The following is an 11,921-nucleotide window of genomic DNA, read 5'->3' on the forward strand; positions in this document are numbered from 1 at the left end:
GAAGAGACAGACACAAGGCCGCTCCTACAAGAAATGCGAGCTTCGGTCGTCAGTGTCCGTAACGCCCGACCAGGCTCTGCGCGCCTAGCGCATGGTCTTTGAGCAATTCCATCAAGCCGTTGCGGTCCAGCGCTTCGGGCAAGGTGCCCAGCGGCAGGTCGGTGGCAATCAGGGTCAGTGCATAGTGGTGCGGCTTGTCCCCGGCTGGCGGGCAAGGCCCGCGATAGGTCATGGTGCCGTGGGAATTGCGCCCGACGACCAGCGCCTGGCTGGTCTGCCAACCGGCGCCTGCCTCCAGCCCGTCCAGCGCCGGGTCGATGTCGTAGGCGAGCCAGTGGACCACGCCCAGACCCTTGCCACCGTCCGGGTCGAACATTACCAGGGCCAGCGACAGCGTGCCGTAGGGCAGGTTCTTCCAGCTCAACTGCGGCGTGCGCCCTTCACCGGCACCACAGGCCGGATCCGGCCCGACCTGCTGCAGGCCGATGACACCGCCATCGGTGAACGACGACGAACTGATCGACAGCGCGGCAGAGTCGCCACCGGCAGCCACGGCGGTGCAGGGCAGCAGGGCGGCGAGCAGCCAGGGTTTGAGGTTCATGGCGATTCCTCGGCAGGCCTTTGCGCCGCAGTGTAGACCAGCTGCCGGTCAGCGGCTGTCCTGGTCTTCGGCAGTGCCGCCGCTGTGCCCGGCACCGGAGCCTGTGGCTTCACCTGTGCTGTTGGAGCCACCGGCCGCGCCATCGGCGGCATCCGAGTTGCTGCCGGTGTCGCTGCTGTCATTGTCCTGGCCGCTGCCCGGGCTGTTGACGCTGCTGCCTTCGCCGGCGGTCTTGCCGCCGCGCTCGTCGGTTTTTGGATGGCTGTCGGTATTGGTCATGTCCGTCGCGGCGTAGCTGGTGGTGGCGGCGATCCCCATGGCGAGGGCGAGCAATAGCGAGTGAATGCGGATCATGGCAAGTCTCCTGGGCGGATGATCTGTCATTCGTTTGGCTGGCGGAGGGTGCAGGGGTGCCCCATGGGCGACGGGCGGTCGAAAAAAAGGGCCGCGATGGCGGCCCCTTGCTTCACTTGGCTTCTGGCTGCGCTGTAGGCGCAGCGGGTTCCACCGGTTCCAGCGGCGGATGCTCCTGCGCCGCATGCATCAGGTCCTCGGTCACCCGCAGCTCGGCGCCGGTCGGCGAGAAGGTGGTTGATGCCGTGAACGGTGCCGGGTGCTCTGCCGCCGGGCGTTTGCCGCGACGCCAGAGGAAGAAGCACACCATCCCCAGGTTGACCACGGCAAAGGCCCAGAACAGCCCCACTTCGCCGAATTCGGTCATGGCTGGCGAGATGGCCAGCGGCGCCATCGCCGAGCCCAGCGAGTTGATCAGCAGCAGGCCCTGGATCATCGGCACCAGCGCGTCGGACGGCGCCCGGTCGGCAGCATGGCTGACTGCCACCGGGTACAGCGCGAACACGCCGCCACCGAGCAGGAACAGCATGGCCGGCAGGAGGGCCGAATCAGACGGCAGGAACACCGTGATCAGCGACAGCACCATGCACAGCGCAGCCAGGGCGATCAGCACATCCTGGCGGTCCTTGCGGTCGGACCAGCGGCCCACCGGGTATTGCAGCAGCATGGCGCCGAGGATCACCCAGGCCATCATGTTGCCGACTTCACCGACATCCAGGCCGATGCGCTGCAGGTACAGCGGCAGCAGGGCGTAGATACCGGCAATGACCACGCCGGAGCCAAAGCAGCCGACCAGCCCCGACGGCGCCACGCCCAGCAGTTGCCGTGGCTTGAGCGGCTCGACCTGATCCAGCAGCGGCGACACCCGCGGCAGGATCACGATCGGCAGTACCGACAGCGCAGCCAGCATGCCGGCGAGCATGAACGGTGCGCTGTCGCCCAGGTGGGTGATCACGCCGAGGCCGGCTTGGGCGATCACACCCGCGCCGTAGAAGGCGATCATGTACAGCGCCAGCAGGCGCCCGCGAATCTTCGCGTCACCGGCCAGCAACAGCCAGCTTTCGATCACCAGGAATACGCCGACCGCCGCCCAGCCGTTGATCAGGCGCAGCACCGACCACCAGGTGGCGTCGTAGAACAGCCCCTGCAGCAGGATGGTCGCGGCGATCAGCGAGGCGAAGCTGGTGTAGGCGCGGATATGGCCGATGCGCAGGATCAGCCTGTCGTTGAAGATGGCGCCGAGGGTCAGGCCGATGAAGTAGGTCGACGAGACGATACCGATGGTCGTTGCCGATTCGCCGGCAGCGTCCAGGCGCAGGGTGGTAAGGGAAGACATGAAGCCGTTGCCCAGGGCAATGATGAACAGCCCGAGCAGGGGCGCCAGCGCCATGGCCAGCAAACGCGGAGACATACATACCTCAAGTTGGAGTGGCGATTTTAGGAACGCCTCTTCGTACGCGCACGCCAAACGGACCCATCGAGGGCCGAATAAAGTGCACGGATGTGCCTGGGCTGGATGCGACCTGGGCAAGACTCAACCGCTGGACCCTGGAATAGCCGGGCCGGGCGGGGTGGGTTGAGCCTATTTCACATGGGCGTCATGTGTTCAGGCCTGGACTCTGTCGTTGCTGCCGGTTGCCACCGTTCAAGGCGACGGGCGAAAAGGAAGCGCGATTCTACGGCTTGTGACCGATTTGCCCAAGAGGCTAAGGCCTGCGACGCGACGACGCAGGGCGGGATGCGACAGCTTTGTGCCCCAATCCGACATCCCAGACGCCTCTAGCCTGCGGCATAATCGGCATTCTTACCAAGGAAGGCCCGCCCCATGCTCGCTTCGCTGTTCGCCGTCCTCGCCCCGGTCTTCATCGTCGCCGGTATCGGCTTCGCCTGGGCCCGCAGAGGCCTGGATTACCCCACCGAATTCATCGCCCGCATGGTCATGACGGTCGGCACGCCATCGCTCGTGCTGTCGACCCTGAGCCGTACCGAGCTGGACGCCACGGCCTTCACCAGCATGGCCCTGGCCTGCCTGTTGTGCACGCTGGGCATGGCCGCGGCCGGGCTGCTGGTGTGCCGCGCTTCAGGCCAGCACTGGCGGGTGTTGCTGCCGGCCTTCATGTTCCCCAACACCGGCAACATGGGCCTGCCGATCAGCCTGTATGCCTTCGGCGAGCACGGCCTGGCCCTGGCCGTGGCGTTCTTCCTGACCTTGTCGATCGTGCAGTTCACCGTGGGCATGGCCATTTCCGGCACGGTCGCCTCGTTCAAGGCCCTGTTGCGCAACCCGATCGTCATCAGCCTGGCCGGCGCCATGCCGATCATTTTCCTCGACTTTGAACTGCCGCGCTGGCTGGCGAACACTGCCGACCTGCTCGGCGGCATGTCGATTCCGCTGATGCTGCTGACGCTGGGCGTGTCACTGGCAAGCATCCGCCCGCAGCACATCGGCGGCGGCTTGGTGCTCGGCGGCCTGCGCATCGTGCTGGGGGCGGCGGTGGGGTGGGTGGTGGGAACAGCCCTGAACATGGAGACGATGGAGCGGGCGGTGCTGATGGTGCAGTCGGCGATGCCGGTGGCAGTGTTCAATTACCTGATGGCGGTCAGGGCCAATCGGCAGCCGGAGCAGGTGGCGAACCTGGTGATGTGCTCGACGCTGCTGTCGTTCGTCTGGCTGCCGGTGGTGCTGGCCTGGTGGATGTAGGCTCTATTTTTCGAACAATCGCTCGTGCACCCAACCGTTATTGGTGAGCACCATCACGCGTTTTTCCCGGACCGGCGTGTCACGGGTCGCCACAGCTGTGCCAAGGTCACGGATGCCGGCCTTGATCTCGTCATTGGCTGCCCAGTCCGGCAAGCCGGTGATCTTGTAGGCATAGGTCACATCGGAAACGGTGTGCCCCATCATCTGCCCCGGCTCGCTGAACTGCTCGATCGCCGTCACCTCGGCCTTGCCGAAGCACAGGCCGCCACGGGTCTGGCCGTTGAGCATCTTCTGGGCATCAGCCTTGTAATACTTGCGACCCTCGTCGGTCAGGTCATAGGCGTAGTAGATATCGGTGCGGGCCGGCTGCCAGAGGCGCTCCGGCACTTCGACGCGGGAGATTTCCCGCTCGCTGACGATGCCCACCCGGGCCAGGGCATGCAGCGCCTTGTTGGTGCCGGTAACGTCGAAGTCCTGGGTCTTGGTGGGGAAGTCGCTGACCACGAAGCAATGGGGGTACTGCGTGTCGAGGTAGGCCTGGGCCGCCTTATGGAAATTGGCCTCGTTGGCGTCCTCAGTGTCCGAGCAGCCGGCCAGGGTGGCCAGCAACGCCAGCGGTACGATCTTCCTGAGCATGATGAAACGTCCTTGGATTGCGAAGATAAACCGGTGGGCAGGCATTAGAACCCACGGCCTAGAGCGGCGCAATCGTGGCAGTACGGCATCTGGACAGGGTTCACAAAGCCGCTGTCAATGGTGCCCTCGCGGCTCCCGGGTATCGATGCCGACCACTACCGACATGCCCGGACGCAGGCGTGCGGCGTCCGGCTGGTCGGGGTCTACTGTGATGCGCACCGGGATGCGCTGGGCAATCTTGACGAAGTTGCCGGTGGCGTTGTCGGCCTGCAACAGGGCGAACTCGGAGCCGGTGGCCGGCGAAATCTGCTGCACATGGCCGTAAAGCTTGAGGTGGTTCAAGGCGTCCACGGTGAAGGTCACCGGCTGGCCGATGCGCACGTCGGCCATTTGGGTTTCCTTCATGTTGGCGATCACCCACAGGGTGTCGGGCACCAATGCCATCAGTTGCGCACCCGAGTTGACGTAGGCGCCCAGGCGCGTACCGATCTGCCCCAGCTGGCCGTCGCGTGGGGCAGTGACGCGGGTGTTGTCGAGGTCGATGCGGGCCAGTTCGACGGCGGCTTTGGCATTTTCCACAGATGCCTCCAGTGACGCGCGATTGACGATTACCGTCTCGCGGTCCTGGCGGGCGATTTCCAGCGCGGCCTTGGCCTGGGTCAGGTTGGCTACGGCGGCGGCCTCGCTGGCGCGGGCCAGGTCCAGCGAACTGCGCGACACCGAGCCATCGCTGACCAGCGCCTGGTTGCGGCTGAGGTCGGCCTTGGCCTTGGTCGCCTGGGCCGCGGCATCGCCGATTGCCGCTTGGCGTTGGGCGATGGTGGCTTCGGCGCTGTTGCGCTGCTGCAGGTTATTGGCCAGCGCCGCCTGCTGCTGTTGCAGCTGGGCGATGGCCTGGGCCAGGCGCTGCTTGTAGATGCGGTCATCCAGTTGCACCAGCAGGTCGCCAGCCTTGACGAACTGGAAATCATGCACCGGCACGTCGACGACATAGCCGCTCAGCTGCGGGCCGATGATCGTCACCTGGCCGCGCACCAAGGCGTTTTCGGTGCTTTCGATGGTGCTGCTGAACGGCGGCAGGTTCCAGGCATAGAGCACTATCAGGATGCCGACCAGGGCCACGCAGGCGAAGCTGATCGAAGACAGGATGCGTACCCGCCGCGTGCGCACCGGGCTGGTCGGTTCGCTGGGCGGCGTGCTGCCTTCCGGAGTTTCGGCGATGGCGGTGGTGGTCGTGGTGCGGGTTTCTTCGGTCATCGGCTGGCAGTACCGCTGGTGGAGTCGGATGAAGCAGCCTGGCGGGCGACATACCACAGCCAGGAGCCGCGAATGGTAATCCAGATCATGGTCAGCACGGCGATGCTGCCGATCAGTACGAACACGTCGTTATAGGCCATTATGTTGGCCTCGCGGGTGGCGGCGCTGGCCAGCACGCGCATGCCCGCCTCGCTGCGCAACGCCGGGTCGGCGAGGATCCCGGCATAACCGCCGCCGCCGCTCTGCACGCGAGCATTGACCAGCGGTTCAAGGTAGCTGAGGCGGTCCATCAGGTGGCTGGAGTGGAACTTCTCGCGCCAGGTCTGGAAGGTGCCCAGCAGCGCCGCGCCGATCAGCCCGCCGAGGTTGTTGCAGATGCCGAACAGCACCGAAAAGCTCACCAGGTTGCGCGGGTTGGCGCGCACGTGGCTGATGCCCAGGGCCATCGATGGGCCAAGGAAGAAGGTGCTGCCGAAGGCCAGCAGGAACTGGCTGAGGTACATCTGTGCCGGGCGCGTGAGGTTGCTCGAACTGCTGTCCATGAACGCCCCGGCGGCCATCGCCAGCAGCGAGACGAACAGCGGGATCACCAGATGCTTGGGGTCGATGGTCAGCGCACTGCTGGCCAGGCCCGCCACGGCGCCGAGCAACATGATCCAGTACAGCGAGCGCATCTGTTCGCTGCCCATGTTCAGCACCTGCAGAAAGCCCACCGCGCCGGTGGATTGCTCTGAGGTGACCATGCGGATCAGGATCACGCACAGGCCCAGGCGGATGATCGCGCCACTGCCGAGCCAGCGCGTCATCAGCAGCGGGTTCTGGCGATTGTGCTCGATGGCCAGGCCCGTGAAGATCAAGGCAATCGACGAGGCCAGGGCAATGCCGATCCACGGTGCCTCCAGCCACCAGTCGATGCGCCCCAGCGACAGCGCGGCGCAGAGCAGGGCAACGCCGCTGGCCATCAGGGTGAAGGTGAGAAAGTCCAGCGGCTCGAAGGTCTTGAAGCGGTCACCGGGTGGCAGTTTGAGTAGCAGCACGCAGCCCAGGGCAGCCAGTGCCAGGCCCAGTTCGAACAGGTACAGGCCGCGCCATTCGGCGATCTGCAGCAGGTCTTCGGAGAAGATCCGCGCCAGCGGCAGGGCCAGTTGTGAGGCGCCCAGGCCCAGCACCATGGCCTTGAGTCGCCAGCGTTCGGGGAACGCCTGGATCATGTAGTACAGGCCCAACGAACTGAGCGCCGCGCCGACCATGCCATGGGCAGCGCGCACCGCGATGGCCGAGTTGAGGTCGTTGACCAGCAAGTGGGCGAAGGTGACCAGGGCATACAGCACCAGGAACACCTCGGTGAAGGCGCGCAGGCCGAACTGCTGGCGAAACTTGACCAGCAGCAGGTTGATGGACACGTTGGTCATCACATAGGCCGCCGGCAGCCAGGCCATCTCGGCGCTGGTCGCGCCCAGCGCGCCCTGCAGGAACACCAGATTGGCGGTGACCAGTGCGTTACCCAGCCCGCCAGTGATCGCCACCAGCAGGCCGACCACGCCGTACGCCAGCCGCTTGGCCGGCGTGTGCAGGGGCGTGGAAGGTGAGCCGGGGAGGCTGGGCTTCTCGTGCGGGAGCCACTGGCGCGGGGTGTATTTGTCCATGGGGCTGACTGTAACACTGCCTTATGCGTTTTTTGTAGGAGCGGCCTCGTGTCGCGAAAGGGCCGCAAAGAGGCCCCAGGATTTCAGCAGCAAGGCGCCGTAAGGTGGGGCTGCCATGCAGCCCTTTCGCGACACGAGGCCGCTCCTACAAGGGCCTAGTGGCCCACCACCATGGCGGTGAACGGCGCTACATAAGCCTGCAATGTCACCAGCCCACCCACCAGCACTGCCAGCACGATCGAGTGGAAGAACACATAGCGCAGGATCTCGCCCTCATGCCCATACCAGCGGGTCGCGGTGGAGGCTACGACGATCGATTGCGCATCGACCATCTTGCCCATCACCCCGCCCGAACTGTTGGCCGCTGCCATCAGCACCGGGCTCAGCCCCAGCTGCTCCGCCGTCACCCGCTGCAGCCCGCCAAACAGCACGTTGGAGGCCGTGTCCGACCCGGTTAGCGCCACGCCCAGCCAGCCGAGCAGGGTGCCGAACATCGGGTAAAAAATGCCCGTGGCGGCGAATGCCAGGCCCATCGTCGCGTCCAGCCCCGAATAGCGGGTGAGGAAGCCCAGCGCCAGCATGGCGACAATGGTGATCAGCGAGTAGCGCACTACCCACAGCGTTCGTAGATACTGCCGGCCCAGTTCCATAGGCGAGTAACCCATCAGCAGCCCACCTAGAATCGCCGCCAGGAAGATGCCGCTGCCGGTCGCGGTGAACCAGGTGAACTTGTACTGCGCATCTTCTTTCTTCGGCGTGGGCACCACGGGCGGTACTTTCTCGATCTGCTGGTGGATCGAGTCGAAGGTGAACACCGGGGCGAACACCGGGTTGCCTTCACGTAGCGGCTTACCCTGCGGGTCGAGCATCGCCGCGCCGCTGGCCGGGTCGAGCGCCGGGCGGGTGTCGAACAGGTTCTTGAAGCCGGCCGTGCCCCAGGCGAACACGAACACCGTGAGGATGATCCACGGCAACCACGCCTTGAACACGCTGCGCTGATCGCTTTGGGTAAAGGTGGCCGCGGCACCGGCCTTGCCGTCGTCTTCGACCTTGGAGTTGTCGACGCGCCCGGTGAGTGCCGCCGAGGTGTGCACCGTGGCTGGCTTCCACACCCGCAGGAAGGCGGTCAGGCAGGCCATGGAAATCAGCGCGGCGATCACGTCCACCAGCATCGGCCCGTGGAAGTTCGACACGATGAATTGCGGTACCGCGAACGTGACCCCAGCGACCAGGATCGCCGGCCATACCTCGAGCATCTTGCGCCAGCCGGCAAAGGCCCAGATCAGCCAGAATGGCACGATCACCGAGAAGAACGGCAGCTGCCGGCCAACCATGGCTGACAACTCCATTTCATCCAGCCCGGTGACTTTGGCCAGGGTGATGATCGGGGTGCCCAATGCGCCGAACGCCACTGGAGCAGTGTTGGCGATCAAGGCAAGCCCCGACGCAGCCAGCGGCGAGAAGCCCAGACCGATCAGGATTGCCCCGGTCACCGCCACGGGCGTACCGAAGCCCGCAGCGCCCTCGAAGAAGGCACCGAAGCAGAAGGCGATCAGCAGCAGTTGCAGGCGGCGGTCGTCGGTGATGCGCGCCAGCGAGTCCTGCAGCACCTTGAACGAGCCGTTCTCGGTGGTCAGCCGGTGCAGGAAGATGATGTTCAGCACGATCCAGCCGATCGGCAGCAGGCCGTTGGCGGCGCCGTACAAAGCAGCGGAGCCTGCCATGTTGGCCGGCATGCCGAAGGCGAAGATCGAAATCAGCAGTGCCGAGCCCAGGGCGAGCAGGGCGGCGATGTGCGCCTTGATATGGAAGAAGGCCAGTGCCGCCAGCATCACCACTACCGGCACCGCGGCCATGAATGTGGAGAGCACGGGGCTTGCGAACGGATCGTAGATTTGCTGCCAGACCATTTGCCACCTCGATTTTTGTTATGTGAGGTATCGCGATTTTTGGGCAGACGGCATGCGGAGATGCCAGGGGAAGTATAGGAAGGAATTTTTCTCCTGTACCGGCCTCTTCGCGGCTAAAGCCGCTCCCTCAGGTACTGCACAGGCCTCAGGCATTGTGCCAATTCTGTGGGAGCGGCTTTAGCCGCGAAGAGGCCAGATCAGGCGCTACAAGGCCCGGGCCAGAAACTCGGCGGTACGGCTATCGGCACACACAGCCACCACCTGCGGCGTACCACTGACCACCACCTGGCCGCCCGCATCCCCGGCCCCAGGCCCGATGTCGATCACCCAGTCACTCTGCGCCACCACACGCATGTCATGCTCGACCACCACCACACTGTGCCCGGCCTCGACCAACCGGTTGAGCTGCACCAGCAAGCGGTCGATATCCTGCGGGTGCAGCCCGTTGGTAGGTTCGTCCAGCACATACAAGGTCGCGCCACGGGCCACGCGCTGCAGTTCGGTGGCCAGCTTGATCCGTTGCGCCTCGCCACCGGACAGCTCGGTAGCCGGCTGCCCCAGGCGCAGGTAGCCCAAGCCGATGTCCTGCAGCACCTGCAGGCAACGCCGCACTGCTGGTTGCTCGACGAACACCGCAAGCGCCTGCTCGACCGTCAGCTGCAGTACCTGGGCGATGTTCATGCCCTGCCAGCTCACCGCCAGGGTCTCGGGGTTGTAGCGTGCACCGTGGCAGGTCGGGCAGGGCGCATAGACGCTGGGCATGAAAAGCAGTTCGACGCTGACAAAGCCTTCGCCTTCGCAGTTGTCGCAACGGCCTTTGGCGACGTTGAACGAGAAACGCCCGGCATCGAAACCGCGGGCCTTGGCCTGCTCGGTGGCGGCGAACAGCTTGCGCACATGGTCGAACAACCCGGTGTAGGTGGCGAGGTTCGAGCGCGGCGTGCGGCCGATCGGCTTCTGGTCCACCTGCACCAGCCGCTTGATGCTATCGAGCCCGGCAGCGACGCGCCCGGCGCTGAACGGCTCGGGCTCATCTTCCAGGCTTTGCTCTTCAAGCTCGGCCTTCTGTTCGGCCTGACCGAGATGGGCACCGACCAGCTCCAGCAAGGCCTGGCTGACCAGGCTCGACTTGCCCGAACCGGAAATGCCGGTCACCGACGTGAAGCAACCCAGCGGAAAGCGGGCGCTGAGGTTGTCCAGGTTGTTGCGGGTGATGCCTTCCAGCGCCAGCCAGGCGTGTGGCTGGCGTGGGGTGCGCAGGTTGCGCTGCTGTTCGGCGAACAGGTAGGCGGCAGTGCACGAAGCCTCGACCTGTGCCAGGCCGGTTGGCGGGCCGCTGTAGAGCACCTGCCCGCCATGCTCGCCGGCCGCGGGGCCGACATCCACCAGCCAGTCGGCGCGGCGCATGGTGTCCAGGTCGTGCTCCACCACGTACACCGAGTTGCCCGCCTGCTTGAGCCGCTGCAAGGCATCGAACAGCGCTTCGCTGTCGGCCGGGTGCAGGCCGGCGGAGGGTTCGTCGAGCACGTAGATCACACCGAACAGCTGCGAATTGAGCTGGGTGGCCAGGCGCAGGCGTTGCAGTTCGCCGAACGACAGCGTCGGCGTGCTGCGTTCCAGCGCCAGGTAGCCCAGGCCGAGGTCGACCAGGGTGTCGATGCGCTCCAGCAACTCATTGGCGATGCGCTGTGCGGCCAGGCGCTTTTCCAGGGTCAGGTTGTCGTCGTGCTGCTCCAGGTAGCCCGGTGCGGCGACCTGGCGGAACACCTCGGCCAGCGCCTGTAATGGCAGCCGCGACAGCTCGCCGATGTCGCGACTGGCGAAGGTCACGTCCAGCGCCGCACGCTTTAGCCGTTTGCCCTGGCACACCGCGCAGTGGCTGGGGCGCATGTACTGCGACACCCGCTTGCGCATCTGTGCGCTCTGCGAGTGCATGAAGGTATGCAGTATGTAGCGCCGGGCGCCGCTGAAGGTACCTTGGTAGCTCGGTTCGAGTTTGCGCTTGAGTGCGGCGCGGGTCTGCGCAGGTGTCAGGCCCGCGTACACCGGCACGGTGGGGGTTTCTTCGGTGTAGAGAATCCAGTCGCGCTGTTCCTGCGGCAGGTCGCGCCATGGAATGTCGACGTCATAGCCCAGGGTCACCAGGATGTCGCGCAGGTTCTGCCCCTGCCAGGCCATGGGCCAGGCCGCCACGGCGCGTTCGCGGATGGTCAGCGACGGGTCGGGGACCATGGTCGCTTCGGTCACTTCATAGACCCGCCCCAGCCCATGGCACTCCGGGCAGGCGCCTTGCGGGGTGTTGGGCGAGAAATCCTCGGCATACAGCATTGGCTGCCCGGCCGGGTAGCTGCCGGCGCGGGAGTAGAGCATGCGGATCGAGCTGGACAGGGTGGTGACGCTGCCTACCGACGAGCGCGCGCTGGGCGTGCCGCGTTGCTGCTGCAGGGCCACGGCCGGGGGCAGGCCTTCGATGGCATCGACGTCCGGCACGCCGACCTGGTCGATCAGGCGCCGGGCATAGGGCGCGACCGACTCGAAGTAGCGGCGCTGGGCTTCAGCGTAGAGGGTGGAGAAGGCCAGGGAGGACTTGCCCGAGCCGGACACACCGGTGAACACCACCAGCGCGTCGCGGGGGATATCGACGTCGATGTTCTTGAGGTTGTGCTCGCGGGCGCCACGGACGCGGATGAAGCCGGTGGGAGTGTGCGGCATGGGGCGGTCCTTGGCAGTGAAGAACGCTCAAGGTAGCAGTATTTATGCTGGCTGTGCCGGGCTCTGTGGGGGGGGGGGCACGAAAAGGAAAACAAAAAACTCCC

General features: G+C 65.4%; 9 protein-coding genes. 1 reads left to right on the plus strand and 8 read right to left on the minus strand.

From position 1 onward, the window contains the following. Nucleotides 1–49: 49 nt before the first annotated feature. The 3 genes from ACLEJU_RS28040 to ACLEJU_RS28050 form a co-directional block, all read right to left on the minus strand. Nucleotides 50–601, minus strand: coding sequence for a YbhB/YbcL family Raf kinase inhibitor-like protein (locus tag ACLEJU_RS28040; protein ID WP_435425447.1), 552 nt, complete (start codon nucleotides 599–601; stop codon nucleotides 50–52). A gap of 48 nt (nucleotides 602–649) precedes the next feature. Further along, nucleotides 650–955 (minus strand): hypothetical protein, encoded by a 306-nt coding sequence (locus ACLEJU_RS28045; RefSeq protein ID WP_435425448.1) that lies wholly within the window; start codon nucleotides 953–955, stop codon nucleotides 650–652. Between the two features lie 112 nt (nucleotides 956–1,067). Further along, entirely contained in the window at nucleotides 1,068–2,366 is a 1,299-nt protein-coding gene (locus ACLEJU_RS28050) for an MFS transporter (protein WP_435425449.1), read from the minus strand. A gap of 414 nt (nucleotides 2,367–2,780) precedes the next feature. Between ACLEJU_RS28050 and ACLEJU_RS28055 the strand changes: the two genes are divergently transcribed. Continuing rightward, nucleotides 2,781–3,656: an AEC family transporter gene (locus tag ACLEJU_RS28055; protein WP_435425450.1), complete on the plus strand. Its 876-nt coding sequence runs from the start codon at nucleotides 2,781–2,783 to the stop codon at nucleotides 3,654–3,656. Nucleotides 3,657–3,659: 3 nt separating this feature from the next. Here ACLEJU_RS28055 and ACLEJU_RS28060 read toward each other — a convergent pair whose 3' ends face one another. From ACLEJU_RS28060 to uvrA, 5 genes are all read right to left on the minus strand, one after another. Next, nucleotides 3,660–4,292 (minus strand): hypothetical protein, encoded by a 633-nt coding sequence (locus ACLEJU_RS28060; protein ID WP_435425451.1) that lies wholly within the window; start codon nucleotides 4,290–4,292, stop codon nucleotides 3,660–3,662. Between the two features lie 114 nt (nucleotides 4,293–4,406). Then, nucleotides 4,407–5,549, minus strand: a complete 1,143-nt coding sequence (locus ACLEJU_RS28065; protein ID WP_435425452.1) for an HlyD family secretion protein — start codon at nucleotides 5,547–5,549, stop codon at nucleotides 4,407–4,409. Further along, nucleotides 5,546–7,195 (minus strand): MFS transporter, encoded by a 1,650-nt coding sequence (locus tag ACLEJU_RS28070; protein ID WP_435425453.1) that lies wholly within the window; start codon nucleotides 7,193–7,195, stop codon nucleotides 5,546–5,548. The genes ACLEJU_RS28065 and ACLEJU_RS28070 overlap by 4 nt, the downstream gene beginning before the upstream one ends. A 155-nt stretch (nucleotides 7,196–7,350) precedes the next feature. Beyond that, nucleotides 7,351–9,105 carry an L-lactate permease gene (locus ACLEJU_RS28075; protein ID WP_435425454.1) on the minus strand — a complete coding sequence of 585 codons (1,755 nt, stop codon included), beginning with the start codon at nucleotides 9,103–9,105 and terminating at the stop codon, nucleotides 7,351–7,353. A gap of 204 nt (nucleotides 9,106–9,309) precedes the next feature. Next, a complete protein-coding gene (gene uvrA, locus ACLEJU_RS28080; RefSeq protein WP_435425455.1) occupies nucleotides 9,310–11,817 on the minus strand; it encodes an excinuclease ABC subunit UvrA in 2,508 nt (835 codons plus the stop codon). Nucleotides 11,818–11,921 lie beyond the last annotated feature (104 nt).

Origin of the sequence: Pseudomonas sp. SMN11 (assembly GCF_052041945.1) — a bacterium.
Classification (GTDB): Bacteria; Pseudomonadota; Gammaproteobacteria; order Pseudomonadales; family Pseudomonadaceae; genus Aquipseudomonas.

Bases quoted from the DNA above. Each gene is read 5' to 3' on its own strand.
- ACLEJU_RS28040 (WP_435425447.1), bottom strand. From the start codon at position 601: ATGAACCTCAAACCCTGGCTGCTCGCCGCCCTGCTGCCCTGCACCGCC.
- ACLEJU_RS28045 (WP_435425448.1), bottom strand. From the start codon at position 955: ATGATCCGCATTCACTCGCTATTGCTCGCCCTCGCCATGGGGATCGCC.
- ACLEJU_RS28050 (WP_435425449.1), bottom strand. From the start codon at position 2,366: ATGTCTCCGCGTTTGCTGGCCATGGCGCTGGCGCCCCTGCTCGGGCTG.
- ACLEJU_RS28055 (WP_435425450.1), top strand. From the start codon at position 2,781: ATGCTCGCTTCGCTGTTCGCCGTCCTCGCCCCGGTCTTCATCGTCGCC.
- ACLEJU_RS28060 (WP_435425451.1), bottom strand. From the start codon at position 4,292: ATGCTCAGGAAGATCGTACCGCTGGCGTTGCTGGCCACCCTGGCCGGC.
- ACLEJU_RS28065 (WP_435425452.1), bottom strand. From the start codon at position 5,549: ATGACCGAAGAAACCCGCACCACGACCACCACCGCCATCGCCGAAACT.
- ACLEJU_RS28070 (WP_435425453.1), bottom strand. From the start codon at position 7,195: ATGGACAAATACACCCCGCGCCAGTGGCTCCCGCACGAGAAGCCCAGC.
- ACLEJU_RS28075 (WP_435425454.1), bottom strand. From the start codon at position 9,105: ATGGTCTGGCAGCAAATCTACGATCCGTTCGCAAGCCCCGTGCTCTCC.
- uvrA (WP_435425455.1), bottom strand. From the start codon at position 11,817: ATGCCGCACACTCCCACCGGCTTCATCCGCGTCCGTGGCGCCCGCGAG.